General features: G+C 56.8%; 19 protein-coding genes. 15 read left to right on the forward strand and 4 right to left on the reverse strand.

Annotated features, from left to right (window positions below; genetic code table 11):
* Positions 1 to 616 precede the first annotated feature (616 nt).
* From DQX05_RS28425 to DQX05_RS28440, 4 genes are read left to right on the forward strand one after another with little or no spacing between them, the layout of a single operon-like run.
* Complete coding sequence (locus DQX05_RS28425; protein WP_119796631.1) at positions 617 to 1,528, forward strand: ABC transporter ATP-binding protein; 912 nt, start codon at positions 617 to 619, stop codon at positions 1,526 to 1,528.
* Positions 1,528 to 2,265 (forward strand): ABC transporter permease, encoded by a 738-nt coding sequence (locus DQX05_RS28430; protein ID WP_119796632.1) that lies wholly within the window; start codon positions 1,528 to 1,530, stop codon positions 2,263 to 2,265. Before DQX05_RS28425 ends, DQX05_RS28430 begins: the two co-directional genes overlap by 1 nt.
* A gap of 4 nt (positions 2,266 to 2,269) precedes the next feature.
* Positions 2,270 to 3,406 carry a sensor histidine kinase gene (locus DQX05_RS28435; protein ID WP_119796633.1) on the forward strand — a complete coding sequence of 379 codons (1,137 nt, stop codon included), beginning with the start codon at positions 2,270 to 2,272 and terminating at the stop codon, positions 3,404 to 3,406.
* On the forward strand, positions 3,403 to 4,008 hold the full coding sequence (locus DQX05_RS28440; RefSeq protein WP_119796634.1) for a response regulator transcription factor: 606 nt from the start codon (positions 3,403 to 3,405) through the stop codon (positions 4,006 to 4,008). The genes DQX05_RS28435 and DQX05_RS28440 overlap by 4 nt, the downstream gene beginning before the upstream one ends.
* 65 nt (positions 4,009 to 4,073) lie before the next feature.
* Here the strand turns inward: DQX05_RS28440 and DQX05_RS32705 are convergent, their stop codons facing one another.
* Positions 4,074 to 4,205: a hypothetical protein gene (locus tag DQX05_RS32705; protein ID WP_259392290.1), complete on the reverse strand. Its 132-nt coding sequence runs from the start codon at positions 4,203 to 4,205 to the stop codon at positions 4,074 to 4,076.
* Between the two features lie 343 nt (positions 4,206 to 4,548).
* On the opposite strand from DQX05_RS32705, the gene DQX05_RS28450 reads away from it, so the two are divergent.
* Entirely contained in the window at positions 4,549 to 6,168 is a 1,620-nt protein-coding gene (locus tag DQX05_RS28450) for an FAD-dependent oxidoreductase (protein WP_259392291.1), read from the forward strand.
* Positions 6,169 to 6,304: 136 nt separating this feature from the next.
* Here the strand turns inward: DQX05_RS28450 and DQX05_RS28455 are convergent, their stop codons facing one another.
* Entirely contained in the window at positions 6,305 to 6,688 is a 384-nt protein-coding gene (locus tag DQX05_RS28455; RefSeq protein ID WP_119796635.1) for a hypothetical protein, read from the reverse strand.
* A 383-nt stretch (positions 6,689 to 7,071) separates the two neighbouring features.
* Between DQX05_RS28455 and DQX05_RS28460 the strand changes: the two genes are divergently transcribed.
* The 6 genes from DQX05_RS28460 to cysC all read left to right on the forward strand — a co-directional run bounded on the left by DQX05_RS28460 (position 7,072) and on the right by cysC (position 12,903).
* Positions 7,072 to 7,911 (forward strand): STM4015 family protein, encoded by an 840-nt coding sequence (locus DQX05_RS28460; RefSeq protein WP_119796636.1) that lies wholly within the window; start codon positions 7,072 to 7,074, stop codon positions 7,909 to 7,911.
* Positions 7,884 to 9,173 (forward strand): STM4014 family protein, encoded by a 1,290-nt coding sequence (locus tag DQX05_RS28465; protein ID WP_310735705.1) that lies wholly within the window; start codon positions 7,884 to 7,886, stop codon positions 9,171 to 9,173. Before DQX05_RS28460 ends, DQX05_RS28465 begins: the two co-directional genes overlap by 28 nt.
* Positions 9,170 to 9,952 (forward strand): STM4013/SEN3800 family hydrolase, encoded by a 783-nt coding sequence (locus DQX05_RS28470; protein WP_119796638.1) that lies wholly within the window; start codon positions 9,170 to 9,172, stop codon positions 9,950 to 9,952. Before DQX05_RS28465 ends, DQX05_RS28470 begins: the two co-directional genes overlap by 4 nt.
* Positions 9,953 to 10,161: 209 nt before the next feature.
* Complete coding sequence (locus DQX05_RS28475; RefSeq protein ID WP_119796646.1) at positions 10,162 to 11,493, forward strand: STM4012 family radical SAM protein; 1,332 nt, start codon at positions 10,162 to 10,164, stop codon at positions 11,491 to 11,493.
* Positions 11,490 to 12,380 (forward strand): STM4011 family radical SAM protein, encoded by an 891-nt coding sequence (locus DQX05_RS28480; protein WP_119796639.1) that lies wholly within the window; start codon positions 11,490 to 11,492, stop codon positions 12,378 to 12,380. Before DQX05_RS28475 ends, DQX05_RS28480 begins: the two co-directional genes overlap by 4 nt.
* A complete protein-coding gene (gene cysC / locus DQX05_RS28485) occupies positions 12,373 to 12,903 on the forward strand; it encodes an adenylyl-sulfate kinase (RefSeq protein ID WP_119796640.1) in 531 nt (176 codons plus the stop codon). Before DQX05_RS28480 ends, cysC begins: the two co-directional genes overlap by 8 nt.
* 106 nt (positions 12,904 to 13,009) lie before the next feature.
* Here the strand turns inward: cysC and DQX05_RS28490 are convergent, their stop codons facing one another.
* Entirely contained in the window at positions 13,010 to 14,080 is a 1,071-nt protein-coding gene (locus tag DQX05_RS28490) for a S1C family serine protease (protein ID WP_119796641.1), read from the reverse strand.
* Positions 14,081 to 14,429: 349 nt separating this feature from the next.
* Between DQX05_RS28490 and DQX05_RS28495 the strand changes: the two genes are divergently transcribed.
* Positions 14,430 to 14,675 carry a hypothetical protein gene (locus DQX05_RS28495; RefSeq protein WP_119796642.1) on the forward strand — a complete coding sequence of 82 codons (246 nt, stop codon included), beginning with the start codon at positions 14,430 to 14,432 and terminating at the stop codon, positions 14,673 to 14,675.
* An 87-nt stretch (positions 14,676 to 14,762) separates the two neighbouring features.
* On the opposite strand, the gene DQX05_RS28500 is transcribed toward DQX05_RS28495, so the two are convergent.
* Complete coding sequence (locus tag DQX05_RS28500) at positions 14,763 to 15,914, reverse strand: serine hydrolase domain-containing protein (protein ID WP_119796643.1); 1,152 nt, start codon at positions 15,912 to 15,914, stop codon at positions 14,763 to 14,765.
* Between the two features lie 546 nt (positions 15,915 to 16,460).
* Between DQX05_RS28500 and DQX05_RS28505 the strand changes: the two genes are divergently transcribed.
* The 3 genes from DQX05_RS28505 (at position 16,461) to DQX05_RS28510 (ending at position 19,090) form a co-directional block, all read left to right on the forward strand.
* Positions 16,461 to 16,760 (forward strand): serine hydrolase domain-containing protein, encoded by a 300-nt coding sequence (locus tag DQX05_RS28505; RefSeq protein WP_259392292.1) that lies wholly within the window; start codon positions 16,461 to 16,463, stop codon positions 16,758 to 16,760.
* Positions 16,696 to 16,908, forward strand: a complete 213-nt coding sequence (locus DQX05_RS32710) for a beta-lactamase family protein (RefSeq protein WP_259392293.1) — start codon at positions 16,696 to 16,698, stop codon at positions 16,906 to 16,908. Before DQX05_RS28505 ends, DQX05_RS32710 begins: the two co-directional genes overlap by 65 nt.
* 382 nt (positions 16,909 to 17,290) lie before the next feature.
* A complete protein-coding gene (locus DQX05_RS28510) occupies positions 17,291 to 19,090 on the forward strand; it encodes a flavocytochrome c (protein WP_119796644.1) in 1,800 nt (599 codons plus the stop codon).
* The last annotated feature ends 182 nt before the right edge of the window (positions 19,091 to 19,272 follow it).

Genomic DNA, 19,272 nt, shown 5'->3' on the forward strand with positions numbered 1-19,272 from the left:
CGTATGTATGTGCTAAGCCTCTTACCGTCGCTATCCCAAGCAGTCAGGTGGAGGATGTATGTATGTGCTGAGCTTCTTACCGTCGCTATCCCAAGCAGTCAGGTGGAGGACGTATGTATGTGCTGAGCCTCTTACCGTCACTATCCCAAGCAGTCAGATGGAGGATGTATGTATGTGCTGAGCCTCTTACCGTCGCTATCCCAAGTAGTCAGGTGTAGCAACGAGGTAGGGGCATACCTGACTGGATGGGATAACGATCAAAGGGAGCAGAGCGGGGACATGCCTGACTGGATGGGATAGTGATCAAAAGGAGCAGAGCGAGGACATGCCTGACCGAATGGGATAGCGACCAAAAGGAGCAGAGCGGGGACATGCCTGACTGGATGGGATAAACATCAAAGGGGGCAGAGCCAGGATATATCTGACGGAATGGGATAGCGACCAAAAGGAGCAGAGTCAAGGCTTACGGGAACGACAACCGCAAATGGGCCAGAGCTTGTCGCGCTAAGTAATGAAGATGACAATTGTCATACTGACATCATGACAGTCCATACTAACCTGCCCAACCCCGAATATTTATGATAAGGATAGAAGCAAGGAGTGAGGGGGACATAAGATGGATGCCGTGATTCAGATGGAAAATGTCACGAAACGATTCAAAAATAAAACGGCGGTGAACGGGGTGTCGCTGGACGTTAGGCGAGGTTCCGTCGTTGCCATTCTAGGGCCGAACGGTGCCGGGAAGACGACGACGATTTCGATGCTGCTCGGCTTGATGGAGCCGACCGATGGAACGGTCAGGTTGTTCGGAAAGGAGCCGAATCATCAGCAAGTAAGGCAACGGATTGGCGCTATGCTGCAGGAGGTCAGTATCATCGACCGGCTGAAGGTGCATGAGGTCATCGAGATGTTCCGAAGCTATTACCCGAAGCCGCTGGCGATGGAGCGGCTGATCGAGTTGACCGGCTTGAGCAAGCCGGAGCTGAATATGTACGCGGAGAAGCTGTCCGGCGGGCAGAAGCGCAGAGCGGGCTTCGCGCTCGCGTTGGCCGGTGACCCAGAGCTGGTGTTCTTCGATGAACCGACGGTAGGCATGGACGTTGCGGCGCGGCGCCGCTTCTGGGAGCAAGTGCGCACACTGGCATCCGAAGGGAAGACGGTGCTGTTTACGACGCATTACTTGCAGGAAGCCGATGATGCGGCCGACCGGATTATTTTATTTCATCAGGGAAAGATTGTGGAAGATGGCAAGCCAGCAGATATCAAGGCGCGGCTCCTGAAGAAATCCGTTTCCTTCCAGCTTGAGGGAGATGCGGCTGCTTCCTGTGCAAGCATTCTCCAGTGGCCGATTGTGTCGGATTGTGAATATATCGATGGGCGCATCCATATCCGTACGGATGACACCGACGGCGTGCTGGCAGCCATGTTCTCGCGGCAGCTTCCGGCCAGAGATATCCGCATCGATCATGGGCGTCTGGATGAGGCGTTCGAGCAATTGACGATGAGCACTCAGGAGGTCGCATACTGATGAAGCTGTTATTTGTCCAGTGCAAGATGGAATTGCTGCGCGTTATTCGCAACCCGTACTTTGTATTCTGGTCGCTGCTGATGCCGATGGTCTTCTATTTTATCTTTACCCGCATCGTGAATGTCGGCGTGGATAATAAGGCTTGGTGGCAGGCGCATTATTTGATGTCGATGACCGCATTCAGCATTATGGGATCGGCGATTATGACCTTGGGGATCCGCATCGTGCAGGAGCGCAAGAACGGATGGACCACATATATCCGAATAACGCCGTTGCCGGGCAGTATTTATTTTGCGGGGAAAATGTTCGGTCAGTTCATGATGCATTTGTTCTCGATTATCGCTATTTTCCTGTGCGGGTATCTATTGAATGGAGTGTCCTTGTCCTGGTCGGCCTGGCTTTGCTGCGGCTTGTGGCTTTTGCTCGCATCGATCCCGTTCCTCGGGCTTGGCGCCCTCGTGGGGACGATGAAGCGGGTAGATACGGCGAGCGGTGTCAGCAACGCGATCTTCATGCTGCTGGCGATTACAGGGGGCATGTGGTTCCCGCTGGATATCATGCCGAAGTTCCTCCAGACGGCTGCGAAGTTGCTGCCGGCCTATCATTTCGGGGGTGCAGCCTGGGAGATTGTGCGGGGTGAGACGCCGCAATGGGAGCACGCACTGTTTTTGGCAGGCTATCTGCTTCTGTTTATGATAGTATCTACGTATATCCGAAAAAAGCAGGAAGCGGTGTAAGTTCATGTCCGGGACGAAGTTCAGCTTGTTCCCCAGACAGTTGGGATTTTATCCTTATATATGGTTAATCTATATGGCCCTGTTTATTTATAATATGCAGCTCGAGCATGGAGTGAAGAAAACCATCGGCTACGCGATGCTCGCCTTATTCGTCGTGACTTATCGGCAGCTTTATTTTGCTTCGGGCCGGGCCTATGATTCTTGGATTGCGCTGCAGATGCTGTTAAGCGCTATTCTGCTCACGTTCTATAATCCCAATTATTTGTTTCTTGGTTTTTATACAGCGAACTTCATCTCATTTTATCGGGACAGGCGAAAATTCACTATTGCGTACGGTGTGCTTGTCGCGTACATTCTCTTGCCGATGTTATTTCATTTGCGAGCCATTGATGTATCGGAGTATATCTTTTTCATTCCTTTTATGGCCATCATGTTAGCCTCGCCATTTGGCATGCGATCGATGCACCGGCGCCAGCAACTGGAGAAGGAGCTGGATCAGGCGAATGAGCAAATTCGGGAACTGGTGAAGCGGGAGGAACGGCTTCGCATTGCCCGTGATCTGCATGATACGCTCGGCCATACGCTCTCTCTTATTACGCTTAAGAGCCAACTGGTCGAGAAGCTGATTGCGAAGCAAGAGACGGAACGGGCGCGGATGGAAGCGCGGGAGATTGGGCAGACCTCCCGGGCCGCGCTGCGGCAGGTGCGCGAACTCGTCTCCGATATGCGTGCCGTCACGGTTGCTCAGGAGCTGGTGGAGTCAGAGCGAATGCTGGGGAGTGCCTGCATCGAGCTTCAGGTACAAGGGGAACTGACATTGGAAAGAGTTCCGGATCTGACACAAAGTATGCTCAGCATGTGCATACGGGAAGCGGTGACCAATATTGTCAAGCACAGCCGCGCGAAGAGCTGTCGTATTCATATCGAACGGACGCACGCGGAGGTCCGGATTCGTCTGCACGATGACGGCATCGGCTTACGCAGCGGAAACGGCATGGGCAACGGCTTGAATGGCATGTCGGAACGGCTCGCCTTGATCGATGGAAGCTTGACGCTGGATTCGGATGAGAGCGGGACAAGATTGACGGTGACGGTTCCGATTATCGTCAAGAACGGGAAAGACGGAGGAGGTGCGGCATGATCAGGATTGTGATCGCTGAGGATCAGCGAATGCTGCGCGGCGCGCTCGCATCTCTTCTTGATCTGGAGGATGATATTGAAGTGATTGGGCAGGCCGGCGACGGGGACGAGGCGCTGGAGATGATCACAAGGCTGAAGCCGGACGTATGTCTGATGGATATTGAGATGCCAGCCAAAAGCGGCCTGGATGTAGCCGAAGAGCTGAAGCGCCGGCGTTTGAATTGCCGGGTTATTATTTTGACGACCTTTGCCCGGCCGGGATATTTCGAGCGGGCCGTGAAGGCCGGGGTTCAAGGCTATCTGCTGAAGGATGAGCCGAGCGAACGGCTTGCCGAGGCGATACGCAATGTGATGCGGGGCGAGCGTGAGATTTCGCCTGAGCTCGCCTTTGCCGTGATTCGCAAAGAAGACAACCCGCTGACCGAGCGGGAGCGTGAGATTTTGAAGCTTGCGGCTGAAGGGCGCACCGCGAATGAGATCGCGTCGGCGCTGTATTTATCTTATGGCACCGTTCGCAATTACTTGTCGAGCATCATGAGCAAGCTGGAGGCCAGGACGCGCATCGAGGCCATCGAGACCGCAAGGTCCAAAGGATGGTTATAACCCCTTAGCAACAAGCCAGAGCCAAGTTCGGCTCTGGCTTGTCCCGTTGGTCAGCACAGTCGGGGCTACGGCGTGCGTGCGTCGCTGACAAGCTTCATCAGCGCCTGGTAGCATGGTGCCAGATCATGGGGATCCTTGTAGTCCGCTTCGAACATGAAGGGACCGCCGTAGCCGCTGTCCATTAGTGCTTGAAGCACTTCCACCAATTCACGATGCTCTGGCCGGGAATCCAGTGGCGTTCATCCACGCCGTCATAATCCGAGAGATGCAGGGTGACGATGCGGGAGTAAGCACTTCCTCTGGAGGGATATAGGTATCCAGATTCAGCTCAATACAAGTGATGCCGGCTTTTTGTATGGGAAGTGGAAATTTAAGGCCGGACTCCCTCTCCAAATGCTAATGGCGTCAAATTTCCCCTAGCTTTTTCGAACGATTTTTTTGTAGTATTTTGAGGTCTGGCAGGGGGTAAAAGATAGGAGGAACTCTTTTTTGAATCGGAAGCAGGGGAGAAAAGGGGCGGAAGGATGTGCTATAGTATACATGAAATTAACATCAAAGGGAGGGATTAGGGAATTGAAGCTGATGAAGGATGACATCCAGGCCGATGTCGTTATTATCGGCGGAGGATTGGGGGGCGTCGCGTCTGCCTTATCCGCCGCTAGAATGGGACTGCGTGTGGTGATGACGGAAGAGACGGATTGGATCGGTGGTCAATTGACGTCGCAGGCGGTTCCTCCCGATGAGCATAAGGAAATTGAGACGATGGGCTGCACCCGTACGTACCGCGAGATCCGAGAGCGGGTGCGGGCTTATTACCGGGGGAACTATCCGCTCACCGAGCAAGCGGCGAATAATCCTTTGCTCAACCCTGGGCGGGGATGGGTCAGCCGCCTCTGCCATGAGCCGAAGGTGGCGCTGCGCGTACTGCATGATATGCTGGCGCCGTTCACGAGCAGCGGCCGGATTACGATTCTCTACGATACGATTCCGGTGGAGGCCGAGACGGAAGGCGATATCGTCCGTTCGGTCACGGTATCGCATGTGCGCACGCAGCAGTTGACCCGCTTGACAGGTTCATACTTTCTCGACGCGACCGAATGCGGCGACCTGCTGCCGCTGGCCGGGGTGGAGCATGTGATCGGGGCCGAGTCCCGCGCCGAGACGGGCGAGCTGCATGCGTCCGAGCAGGCGAATCCCCTTGATATCCAGTCATTCACGCATGTATTCGCCATCGAGTATTTCCCGGAAGGGAACTTTACAATCGAGAAGCCGGAGCAATATGATTTCTGGCGGCAGTATGTTCCGGCGCCGTCCGTCTATCCCCTGTTAAGCATGTATACGATCAATGTCAACGATCAGACCAAGTACCGCAAATTCAACCTGTTCTCCGACGGCCAGGATCCAATGCCGCTGTGGACGTACCGGCGGATTATCGATAAGGCCCTGTTCGAGCCGGGCTTCTATGAGAGCGACATCACGCTGGTGAACTGGCCGCAGAACGATTACTACCTAGGCCCGATTATTGGCGTTAGCGAGGCGGAGAAGCGGCAGCACCTGGAGAATGCGAAGCAGTTGAGCTTCTCGCTCCTTTACTGGCTGCAGACGGAGATACCGCGGCCGGACGGCGGCAAGGGCTATCCCGGCCTTCGCTTGCGCACAGACGTGCTCGGCACCGAGGATGGCATGGCCAAAGCGCCGTACATTCGGGAATCGCGCCGGATCAAGGCGCGTTATACCATTACTGAAGCCGATGTCGGCAAGGAGATGCGGGGAGAGGCAGGAATTCGCCGCTATCCCGACACCATCGGCGTGGGCAGCTATCATCTGGATCTTCATACGACAACGGTCTCGCACCGCAAGTTCTACCTTCCTAGCTATCCATATGAGATTCCGCTGGGCGCCCTGCTGCCTGTCCGGATGACCAATATATTGCCGGTATGCAAAAATATCGGTACGACCCAAGTGTCAAACGGCAGCTACCGGCTTCATCCGACGGAATGGAACATTGGCGAATCGGCAGGCTATCTGGTCGCCTATTCGCTGCAGCGTCAGGTTACGCCGCATCAAGTGTATGAGGAAGCATCTCATCTCGAATGCTTCCAGTCTTTCATTCAGGAGAAGGGCGTCCAGATTCATTGGCCGGATGGCTTCGAGATGTAGCCTGCGTGAGACGGAAGTGGGGGGCGCCGGCCCCCCTTTTTCATGTCCGTCCCTCTGCCCGAGGTTGTGCCGGCCAAGCGCCACGCATGCGTCTCGCCGAGGCCGGTTCGGGAACGGCACGGGAGAGGCAGCCTGATCAATAGGTCTTCATGCCGGTGCCAAGGACGGCGACACGCTTCGTTCCGTGTTCCGCCAGCACTTTGACGCCGATCTGCGCCCCTTCCTGGAATTTCGGAATATTTATCATATGAATGGCTGTTCTGATCTCGGTTGGAAACGATTCTCCGTTCGGCATCGCCACGTCCAATGCCAGCAGAACAACAGGTTGATCATCGATCATGGATGTTGTCGGCGAGAGAGACGTAATCGTGGCGGAAGCGGGGATGCCTCGTGTCATCACTTCATGCTCTTGTTGTCTTTCGTTCTTTTTCTTGCGCAAGATAGAGGATACCACACACAATACAATGATAATATCGATCACCAAAATTCCAATGATGATCCACATCGTCGCATTCTCCATTCGGATTCTCCTTCGTCTCGGACAGGATGCCGGCGGAGCCCGCTCAGTAGGCCAGCAACTTGAGCGCAAGACCCGGAAGAGCCTTGAACCGCAATGTCGCTGTTAGCGGTATCTCCATCTGCCGTGTTGTAGCTTCCCATTCGTATAGGTTCCAGCGCGGGGCGGGGCAGGGGCCGCCGCTTCCCGGTTCTGAACAATATACAGAAGAGGGGACTTCTATTGTATCAACCATTCATTTCCACCGTCCCGTGACTTTGGATTCATTTTACGGCAATTCAGGCCCAAAATGTGGAACCGATACAGGACTTTTACCCGATTTGTTGAAAAAGAATTAGGTTGTTGTAATGATAGGAACGTCCAAGATCTCCACGGGAGGGCTATCTATGATTGAAATTCGTTTGTCGGTTGGATATGAAGAATATGAAGATGGAGAGAGGATGTCTGAACTGATCGAGAAGCTGGCGGCCGGAGAGCACAGCGAGCAGCTCGTCAGCTTAATTATCGGCGACTGGGGGCAAGCCTACGAGAATTCCCCTGACAGCTTCCTCGACACCCTGATAGCGAATCGGGAACGTTTCCCGAACTTGAAAAAGCTGTTCATCGGAGATATGGACTATGAAGACTGCGAGGTCTCCTGGATTATTCAGACGAACTTGTCTCCCTTGCTGAAGGCATTTCCGAATCTGGAATCATTCACGGCCAAAGGAAGCACTGACCTGCGTCTGGAGCCCTTGGAGCATGCGCGGCTTCAGGAGCTGGTCATTATTTGCGGCGGACTGCCCGTAGAGGTGCTGTCTGATATCCGGAACGCGAAGCTGCCGGAGCTGCGGAAGCTGGAGTTGTATCTCGGCGTCGATGAATACGGCTTCTCCGGTTCGCTGGATGACGTGTTGTCCGTAGCGGAACCCGGTTTATTTCCGAAGCTGGCCTATCTCGGGTTGAAGGATAGCGAGATTCAGAACGAGATTGCGCAAGAGCTGGCCGATGCACCGATTCTGGATCAACTGGAGACGCTCGATCTGTCATACGGCACCTTGTCGGATGCAGGCGCGGAAGCGCTGCTCGCCAGTGCCCGGGTGAAGAAGCTGAAGCATCTTGATCTCAAATACCATTACATGTCGGACGAGATGGTGAAGCGCTGGCAAGATTCCGGGCTGTCCGTCGATGTCAGTGATCAGCAGGATACGGAAGACGAGTGGCGCTATCCGTTCCTGACCGAGTAGCGATGAACGTGTCTGAGCTTGAACTGAAGGCCGATCTGGCTGCCGCGCGGGAAGGAACGGCTGCGAATGTGCCGTACATCCTGATCGGCAATGCCGGGAACCGGCGCACGGACGGCCTCCAGGCGGCCCGCCGCAGATTCGGGCTGGCACCCGCCCTGCTGCTCACCTATCGGGAGCTGCTGCAGGGAGCCGCCTCGCTGGAGGAAATGCTGGACCGCGTGCGCCGTTCGAGAGCGGGAAGCCCGATCATTCGCCTGGATGCTCCAGGCGAGCATCCCGAAGTCGAGCGCGAGTTGATCGCGCTCGGCGCCCTGAACGGGTCCGCCGACGAGCAAGGGGCGCGGGCGCAAGAGAGCATCCCGGCGGAGGCGGCGCGGCGCCTTCCGGAAGATCATGGGCGGATCCGCTATCCGGCCCAATGGTTCCGGGGCTATTGCCGCTTGCTCGCCCGGTTCCGGCTGCAGGCATCATCGGCCGGCATCCCGGTGCGCTGGGTGAACGATCCCGCCGACATTGCCGTCATGTTCGACAAGCGGCGCTGCTGGGAGCATCTGTCCCGGCATGGCGTACGCATGCCCGACCTTCCTGCCCCGGCCGGCTCGATTGCCGGCTATGAAGGGCTGCAGGCGGCTATCCGGTCGAGCGGCATGCACCGCCTCTTCCTCAAGCTCGCCTGCGGGTCCGGGGCGGCCGGGGTCATCGCGTATCAGTGCCAGCCCGCGACCGGAGCTGAGCTGGCGGTCACGACGCTGGAGATGGAGGATCGGGCGGGAGAGACCGTCTTTTACAATTCCGGCCGTCTACGGCAATACAGGAACCATGCGGAGATCCGCCGCATGGTCGATTGGCTGTGCGGGGAGGGCGCTCATGTGGAGCGCTGGATCGCGAAGGATCAACTCGACGGCAAATCATTCGATGTCCGTCAACTCGTCGTGAACGGGTCGGCTTGCCATGCCGTCCTAAGGCTTAGCTCCAGCCCGATCACGAACCTGCACCTGCGGAATGAGCGGCGCCCGATGCACCAAGGCATGATTACTTCCGGGGTGGCGGAAGCGATAGCCTCGACCGCGGAAGCGGCCTTGGCGTCATTCCCGGGCTCGACGGTTGCGGGAATCGACGTGCTTGTCCGGCGCGGCAGCGGGATGACCTATGCCGTCGACATCAATCCCTTCGGCGATCTGCTCTATCGGGTCGATTATGAAGGGTGGAACACCTACGAATGGCAGATGCGTCAGCTGCTGGAAAGGAAGAATCACCAATGATCGATATGAATCAAATCGTGGGCACTCACGATATTGTCATGATAACGCTCGACACGCTTCGGTATGACGTGGCGAAGCTGGAGGAGGCGAACTGTCCGAACCTGTGCGCGGACGGCCCGTGGGAGAAGCGGCATACGCCGGGCAGCTTCACCTATGCGGCGCACCATGCCTTTTTCGGCGGCTTCCTGCCAACGCCGGCGAACACGGACAAGGCATCTCATGTCCGGCTGTTCCATACGCGCAACACCGGCCTGAAGACCCATCCGTACACATGGCAATTCGATGCGCCGGATATCGTCTCCGGCCTGGCGGCGGAAGGATACCGGACAATTTGCATCGGCGGGGTCATCTTCTTCACGAAGAAGAACAAGTTGGCCAAAGTGCTGCCCGGCTACTTCCAGGAGAGCTATTGGCGCATGACCTTCGGGGTAACGAATCCCCGCTCCACCGAGCATCAGGTGCAGCATGCGCTCAAGCTGCTGGAGCGGGCCGATCCGGGGCAACGGCTGTTCCTGTTCCTGAACGTGTCCGCGATTCACGGTCCGAACCATTATTTCGTTCCCGGCGCGAGGGAGGATTCGGTCGAGACGCAGCGGGCGGCGCTGCGCTATGTGGACAGCCAGCTCGGCGTTCTGTTCGATGCGCTGCGCAAGCGGGGCAATACGTTCTGCCTGGCGTTCTCCGATCACGGCACCGCCTATGGCGAGGATGGCTATCACGGGCATCGCCTTGCGCACGAGGTTGTATGGAATGTGCCGTATCGGGAGTTTTTTCTGTGATGAGAGAGGGGAGAGGCATGATGAGAGCGCCGAATTCAATCCCGGCTGCGGTGAACGGGCCAACAGGCAGGCTAACAACAGACAGTCTGACGGAAGGGGGAATGGAGGGGATTGCGGACGGGCGAACGGGCAGGCTACCGGACGGGCCAATAGACAGGCTGCCGGAAGGACATATGGACAGGCTATCGGAAGTGTCAATGGGCGGACTTATGGACGATCTGGAAGAGGAGCGGCGGCGGTGGCTGCAGTCCCCGTACCGTTCGTACCTGTATTCATATCCGCATAAGACGGCTTACCGTCCCCTCGAGCCCGCTCTGCCGCTAGAGGAGCTGTGGCAGCGGGAGGAGACGGACTATTATTTCCTCTATATGCATATTCCGTTCTGCGGCGCTCGCTGCGGCTTCTGCAATCTGTTCACGCTGCCGGACCGGCGGGCCGAAGTGCATGGGCAGTATGTGGATGCGCTGGAGCGGCAGGCCCGACAATGGGCGCCTTGGTTCGCCGGGCGGCCTTTTTCCCGCTTTGCCGTAGGCGGGGGAACGCCCACGCTGCTGGAAGCCCCCTTGCTGAACCGGCTGTTCGATATTGCGGAGCGGGTGATGGGACTGGACCCGTCGCAGGCCTCCATCTCGGTGGAGACATCGCCGGATACGGTAACGGAGGAACGGCTGCATGTCCTCAAGGATCGGCTGACGGACCGCGTCAGCATCGGCATTCAGAGCTTCGTCGAGCAAGAGGCGGCGGCGATCTACCGGCCGCAGAAGCCGCGGTTGGCCGAGGAAGCGTTGGAACGGCTGCTGGCATTCGAATTCCCGCTGGTGAATGTCGATCTTATCTACGGCTTGCCTGGGCAGACGCCGGAATCATGGCTCTACTCGCTGGAGAAGGCGCTACGCTACGCGCCGGGGGAGATCTTCATCTACCCGCTCTACACGCGGGAAAATACGATTCTGAAGCCGGATCGGATACGCAAGCAGGGCGCGGACATCCGGCTGGAGCTGTACGAGATGGCGCGCCAGCGGCTGGAGGAAGCGGGTTACACGCAGTACTCGATGCGGCGCTTCTCCAAGGTGAGCGGCTTCGCTCACAAGCGGATTCTGCCCTTCAGCTGTCAGGAAGAAGGGATGGTCGGCCTGGGCTGCGGCGCCCGCTCGTATACGCGCCCCGTGCATTATGCGTCGCGCTACGGGGTAAGCCAGGCAGCGACGAGAAGCATCATCGCCGACTATGTGGCGGCGGAGCGGCATGATCAGGCCGATTACGGCTTCGTGCTGAGCGAGGCGGAACAGAAGCGGCGCTATCTGCTGAAGGCGATTCTGCATCGCGAAGGGCTGGAGCTGGCCTCCTATGAGGAGCGCTTCGGCAGTGAAGCGATGCGGGAGCATCCCGAACTGGAGCAGCTGCTGCGCCTCGGTCTGGCCGGGCTGGAAGCGGGCGTGCTGCGTCTGACAACGCTCGGGATGGCGTATTCCGACGCGATCGGGGACGAGTTGATCTCCGCCGACGTGAGAGAGCGGATGGAAGGATATGAGCTGCGATGAGGGCGGTGCTCTATTACCGGGGGAAGCTGTCGTCCTGCAATTACAGCTGCCCGTACTGCCCCTTCAGCAAGACGAAGGACAGCCGGGAGACGCTGGCTCAGGACAAGCGCCAACTGGAGACGTTCATGGGCTGGATCCGGGCGCAGGAGGAGGCCGGGCATCGTCTTGCTCTGTTTTTCAATCCGTATGGGGAGGCTCTGATCCACCGCTGGTACAGGGAGGCGATGATAGAGCTGTCCGAGCTTCCGCATATCGAGAAGGTGGCCATTCAGACGAACCTGTCCTGCCGTTTGGATTGGACGGAGCGGCTGAATCGGGACAAGTCGGCCTTCTGGGTCACGTACCATCCGGGACAGACAAGCCGGGACGGCTTTTTGTCGCAATGCATGCGGCTGTATGAGCAGGGCATCTCCTTCAGCGTCGGGACCGTCGGGGTCAGAAGCGCCTTCGACGCGATCGAGGAGATCCGGCGCCTGCTGCCGGAGGACGTATACGTCTGGGTGAACGCCTACAAGGATCAGCCGGAATACTATACGGTGGAAGAAGTGAAGCGGCTGCAAGGCGTCGATCCTTATTTTGCAATCAATCTAAGGGATTACGAGAGCTTCGGGCGGCCCTGCGCAGCGGGGGAATCGGTCTTCTATGTGCAGGGCTCAGGCATCGTGAAGCGCTGCTATCAGGATCGGCGCGTCATCGGCCACTTGTATCGGGACGGGCTGGAAGGGCTGGCGGCAGAGCGTGCCTGCGGGATGAAGAGCTGCGGCTGCTATATCGGGTATATTCATATGCCGGAATTGGAAATCCGCACAACGTATGCGGAGGGATTGCTGGAACGCATCCCTGTGTGGCATGACTCCATGCGGAAGGAGGGAATAACGATTGTCTGAACACGCATTCACATTATGGCTGACGGGATACTCCGGGGCGGGAAAGACGACGATGGCGCATGCAATCGCGGCCTCGCTTCGCTCGCATGGCCGCCGGGTCGAATGTCTGGACGGCGATGAGCTTCGCGCCGCCATCGGCAAGGGACTTGGCTTCAGCCGGGAAGACCGGATGGAGAATATCCGCCGGATCGTATATATTAGCGGGATGTTGGCCCGTAACGGAATTATTCCGATCGTCTCGGTGATCAGCCCGTACGGTGACATGCGCGCTTACGCGCGCGAGCAGTTGGCGCCCTTCGTCGAAGTGTTCGTCGATTGTCCGCTGGACGAGTGCGAACGGCGCGATCCGAAGGGCTTGTACGCGCGGGCGCGGCAGGGAGCTATCCCGATGTTCACCGGCGTCTCGGATGTGTACGAGCCTCCGGAGGCGCCAGAGATTGTCCTCCCGACAGACCGCTGCTCCGTGGAGGACGGGGTGCAGCTCGCCCTGAACCGGCTGCAGGAGCTGTCCTTGCTTACCTAGAAGTCTTGGTCACGGCTCTCTGCAGGCCGCTTGCATACGTCTTCTTGGACCGGAGGCGGAGAGGAGCGGGTGCATGGTGCGGCCAGGAAGCTAGCGGGCCGTGAAGCTACTCCTGACCGGCTTCGTTCAGAAAGGGCCGAACATCTTCGATCGGGATGGCAAGTCCGACTTTAATGGATTCCTCCCCCTGCTTCACGGTCGAGGTGGCGAAGACGACGCCGATGACGCGGCCCTGCTCGTTGAGCACCGGACTCCCGCTGTTGCCGGAATGGATCGGAGCCTGAATCATCAGCACGGGCCGATCGCGGTGCTGCAGCGGGGTCAGACCGAGAATACTGCCTTCGATCGCGATATGGTAGAAGGAGAGCGGGTTGCCGATGATATGAACCTGGGCGCCTTCCCGCCACCCGGAGTCTGTCTCCAGGGGCAAGGCGGGCAAAGGCTCCGGATTGTCCCGCAGCTTCAAGACGGCCACATCCAGGGTGGCGTCGCTTGCGATCACATCGGCGAAATACGTCTTATTATTTTGAAACGTGACCGATCCGGTCTTGTCCTCCGCCATCACATGTCGGTTCGTAATGATGATGCCTTCCGCAGCCACATTGAAGCCGGTGCCCTTTCGATCACGGGCATTGACGATGACGACCGCCTGCTTGTATTGCTGGATTTGTTCACTCTGCGACAATTCCTTGTCTGTATGGAGGAAGCGGAGGGCAGGCAGATTGTAGATCTGCGGCCAGAACGCGAGCACATTGCCGAACAACAGCAGGGCAAGCAGTAGCGTTATCGTTTTTGCCATCCATTTTCTCCGCGGAGCAGGCTCCGTATCCTCCTCCTCGTCCTCCTGAACCCACCGCTCGAATTCTGCTGCGGTTAACGGTTCCGAATGGCCGTGTTGCGGCCGTTCGCCGGGCCGCTGCGTTATGGCAGAGGGCTGCTGTTCGCTGGAGGCTTCGGCTGATTCGGCTTGGGCCTGTTCCTTGCCCGGCTCAACTTCCAGGAGGTTATGTCCTTCGCTCGCATCCCGATCTTCCATCGTCTCCTTGCCGGCAGATGGGACGTCCCGGGCATCCCCGCTCCCGCTTAAGGAGCTCCCGGGAATGGACCGCTGTGCCGCTTCTTCGGCTGGGGCCGGATCGGACGCTCGCCTGGCATCGTTCGGCTTGCTTGGATTCATCGCTTTATCCTCCTCGCTTCAGGTTCGCGCAGAGACCCTGGAATGTGTCATGCCCTTGCTATGGGGCTTATACGGATATTATAGCAAATCGCCTTCCGGTCAACGAACCAATCAGACCGGGCATGGGAGCTTGAACGGGATGCAAAGCGCGGTATGAAATAGTAGAATGGGGAAGAAGCAGTTTGCTGCCGGCTGCTCCTGATTGAAGCGAGACCAGAGCGGGTATGTATTGTCGAGAGAACTGTTCGCATTCGATGTCTACAGAAGCAGAGATCAAGCAAGCGTGAGTCGTGTCTTCTTTAGGCAAAGGCTGCTTCCATAAGCTTATCATGAAGAGGAGGAATCCCCGATGTTATGGGATGTTCGAATCAACGTGCACCGATACGATCCCTATCATTCCTGGTATGCGCACCCTTACGCGAGACCGGCGAATCGCAATGGCCGCTCCAGCGCCAAGCCCAGCTTCTATGACATTCTGCATGAGAAGCGGAAGCGGGCCGGCCACCGGGAGCGCCAAGCAGATCGGCAGGCCAAGCCGGGGAAGGAGCATGCCATCGTTGCCCGGCCAGTGCGGCTGCAGCCTCCGCTCGGGTAGCGAATGCTGCAGCCCGGAACGCACCGCCCGCGTAGTATCTACATTCCGTGTTCCGCCGCAGGCTGGTACGCCCATTCACGTTACACGTTATCCGAGATGTTCGAGAATGGTCCGGTAGGCCGTGACCGCCTCGCCGTCGTGAACATTGAAGACGGTCGGATCGACGCTGGACTTGACGATGACGGCATGATGCCGCCGATTGATATAGATGTGCTGTCCGTAAATGCCACGGGCCATCACCTCCGAGCCGTCGCTGCCGCGCGGCGTCCACCACTGATACTGGTAGCCGAAGCACTCCTCGGCTTGCCCTGCCTGCAAGTCGGCCCGATCGGGAATGACCGATTCCTTCATCCACTTCTCCGAAATGATCTGCCGGCCGTTCCAGGTCCCCTGATGCAGGACAAGGCGGCCGAATTTCGCGTAGTCCCGCAAAGCGGCATTCAAGAAGGTGTATGCAATCTCATTGCCGTGCAGATCCGTGTTCCAGTAGGCATCGTATTCCATGCCAAGCGGTTGCCACAGCTTTTCCTCCAAATAAGCCGATAACTTCTTCCCGGTCGTCCGCTCCAGCAGCATGGACAGCACTTGGGTATCCACGCTCTTGTATTGGAAATGTCCCGGCGGCTGCAAGCGCGTCAGCTTGCCCACGAACTGCGTGATCGGCATCGCTGCCTCCCCGAAAACATCGTTGAAAATGGTGTAGATCTCCGCATCGGGATCGGCGTAATCTTCGTTGAAGCGAACGCCGGAGGACATTTGCAGCACATCCTTGATGGTTGCTCCGTCATAGCCGCTTCCGGCCAGCTCCGGCAAGTACCGCGTTACCGGATCGTGGACGTCCCGCATCGCGTCTTCGTCGAAGGCGATGCCCATGAGGGCCGAGACGAACGATTTGGCGACCGACATCGACATGGCGGTCGATTCCCGCGTATATCCGTTATAATAGCGCTCCGTTATGATGGCATCATCCTTGATGACCAGCCAACCGGTGGCTTTCACCTTGTCCATATATTCCGCAACGGTGGATGCTTGTCCGTTGTAGCTGTAGCGGACATCGTCCAACTGCTGCAAGTTCTCAGAGAACCGGAACTTGTCCGCCGGGGCATGAATATCGCGCTTCGGCAAAATATGGTCCATATTGCGGAAATTCCAGGCGATATGATCCTCGTGCAGCAGCGTATTCAGCTTGCCGAGATCGTATTGAGACTGGCATGCCCCGGTTTGCGTGTCTGTCTTCATCGTTTTTTCAAGCCTCCCTTATTCAATCTGTGCGTCTGTACGGCGCTTCCTTAATTTTACTGTACCCTGCGGATAAGGACAAATCTCACCATGAAATCCAGGGGGGCTGGACAGGATTTGCCTCATCTGCGTGTTGAACTGTTGAGTACCGCAATCTGGTTGGCTTCCGGCCGGCCGGATCGATTAACAGCAATGTGAACGATATGGCGAACTGGGATAGCGGGAAAGAAGGGAAGGAGGGCTCTCCGTCGTCAAAGGAGATAGAGGTTCGGACGCCCCTTTTCCGCTGAACGGTAACACGGGAACGCTTACATATCCGGGCTGCGTCAAATATAGTCATGAAGCTGATCAAGGAACGACTGCATATGATATCCCCTTCGTTAACTGTGCCGATAATGTATCATTTCAGCCCGGAAGGTGATGTTGGGTGGATCTCGATGCCGCTGAGCCTGAGCCGGGAGCGAAGGAGAGCGAATTTTGCATAAGTCAAGGAAGCCATAGCGGGCGGTTGAATAGCCTCAAATGAAGGTATAAGGAGGAACGATGATGAGCATCATGCATGCGAAGTTACATGGTTTCTCGGAATACATTCAACAGCAGATGGAGCAATGGAAGGTGCCGGGGCTCTCGATCGCAGTCATCCAAGGGCAGCAGATCGTGATGGCGGAAGGCTTCGGCCAGCGGAATGTCGAGTTGGGGCTGGAGGTGAGGCCGGAGACGCTGTTCGCGATTGGCTCCTGCACGAAGGCATTTACGGCCATGTCGGCGGGAATGCTCGTAGATGCGGGCAAGTTGGACTGGGGATCGGCCGGTGAAGGAGTATCTCCCGAATTTCAAACTATTTGACGGCTTCGCGACGGAACGAATCACGATCCGGGATATGCTGTGTCACCGCTCCGGACTTCCGCGGCATGATCTCATGTGGTACAATGCACCGTTCACGCGGGAGGAAGCCTCCGTGTGCCTGAAGGCCGCCGCTGCATGCCACGCATGAACGATTCCAATCCTGCGAATTTGCAGCATTTATTCCCTCAGACGGCGCATTTTTGTAATGATTCCTGCAAAATTACAGCTTTTCACACCGTTAATGTTAAATACGAACCGAAATCGACGAAATTGCTGTATATTTGCAGCATTCCCTTTTCCAACAAGCGATACAGGCGAAAATCCTGCACTTTTGCAGGAATGAGGAGCAGCTACTGGCGGTCCCTGTCCAAGACAAAGTTGTTTGTTCATACTTTATTTACGCTTTTATATAGTGAAAGTGATAACTTTCACTAATGGACGTTAATTACTGTGCTATCATGATGGTGTAGTGCACAGTACTGTTACGCTGCAGACAAATACAACAAGAGAAGACAAGGGGTTTAAGGGACATGAAAAGGATGAAGAAAGCGGGACTAATGGTGCTTGTCCTGTGCATGGTCGCGATGCTCGCGGCATGTGGAAGCGGTAACAAACAAGATGCCAAGGAGGCCAATAACGGAGGGGATCAGGATCGGATCGTAACGTCCATCGGAGAAGGCGATGGCAAGCACGGTACGATTAAGGTAGAGGTCACGTTTGAGAACGACGAGATTACAGATATTAAGGTGCTCGAACAGAAGGAAAACGAAGTGTTGGCCGAGCCTGTATATAAAGAGCTAAGAGAGACTATGATCGCCTCGAACAGCGCGGAGGCGGATGCGATCAGCGGCTCGACGGTCACAAGCCACGGCTACATCGACGCGGTGAAGGATGCGGTAGCGAAGGCGGGCTTGACGCTTGTCGCGAAGCAGGCGGCAAGCAAAAGCCAGACAGACGAACCGGCCGAGCAGACGTATGATGTCGTCATTATCGGGGCTGGCGGCGCCGGCTTCAGTGCGGCTTTGGAAGCGAAGCAGGCGGGCGCTTCGGTGGTCCTGCTGGAGAAAATGCCTAGCGTAGGCGGCAACACGCTGATTTCCGGCGGCGAAATGAACGCAGCTAACACGTGGGTGCAGAAAAACTTGGGCATTGAGGACAGCACCGAGCTGTTTATTGAAGATACGCTCACAGGCGGAGATAATGTCGGCGATCCGGAAATGGTCCGTGTGCTCGCCGAGAACGCGACTGCGGCGGCAGAATGGCTGAAGAATGAAGTGAAGGTGAACTTCCTGGAGGATCATTTGTTCCAATTCGGCGGCCACTCCGTCAAGCGCGCGCTCATTCCGGAAGGGCATACGGGAGCCGAACTGATTACGAAGCTGAAAGCGCATCTGGACGAGATGGGCATCGATCTGAAGACGAATACGAAGGCCGAGAAATTGCTCACGGATGATAGCGGCAAAGTAATCGGCGTCGAAGCTGCCGGAGCGAACGGCGGCACCATTACCTTCCATGCCAACAAAGGCGTCATTATTGCATCGGGCGGCTTCGGATCCAATGTCGAGATGAGAAAGCAATACAATCCGGAATACGATGAGAAATATATGACAACGGATGCGCCGGGCACGACGGGAGACGGGATTGTGATGGCGGAGGCGATTGGCGCCGCCCTGACCAATATGGAGAGCATTCAGACTTATCCGGTATGCAATCCGAAGACCGGTGTAATCTCGCTCGTTGCGGACAGCCGTTTTGACGGAGCGATTCTCGTGAATCAGAGCGGTCAGCGTTTCGTCGAAGAGCTGGAACGCCGCGATGTCATTTCCAAAGGGATTCTGGCCCAGGAAGGCGGCTACGCCTACCAGTTGTGGAATCAGGAAATTGGGGACATCAGCAAAACAGTTGAAACACATAAAGACGAATATGAAATGCTCGTCAAAGACGGCCTCTTGTACAAAGCGGATACGCTGAAAGAAGCTGCGGAGTTTTTCAAGATCGATCCGGAAGCGCTGCAGGCGACAATCGACCGCGTCAACAAATTCGCCAAGTCGGGCAAAGACGAGGATTTCAACCACCGCGCAGGATTGAAGGATATGAGCAAAGGGCCTTATTATATTCAAAAAGCGGTGCCTTCCGTTCACCATACAATGGGCGGAATTGTTATCAATAAGACGACCGAGGTGCTGAACGAGCAAGGCCAGCCGATTCCGGGCCTGTTCGCCGCAGGCGAGGTTACGGGCGTCATTCACGGCAAGAACCGTCTGGGCGGGAATGCGATTGCCGATGCGATCACATTCGGGCGCATCGCCGGCCAGCAAGTCGCTAAGTAAATAGCAAATGTTCAGAAGCCGAAGCCGCAGCATCAAGCTGCGGCTTTTTGCATGGGGCTGCGGGCGTTGAAGCAAGCTTTTTGCCTGGAGGAGCCTGTATCTTGTGACCAAGGTGCAGGCTCTTTTATATTTTTGGCGTGCCCAGCGAAGCACGCATCATCTAGCCGGTGAGAGTCCGGTCG

Origin of the sequence: Paenibacillus thiaminolyticus, assembly GCF_003591545.1 — a bacterium.
GTDB lineage: Bacteria > Bacillota > Bacilli > Paenibacillales > Paenibacillaceae > Paenibacillus_B > Paenibacillus_B thiaminolyticus_A.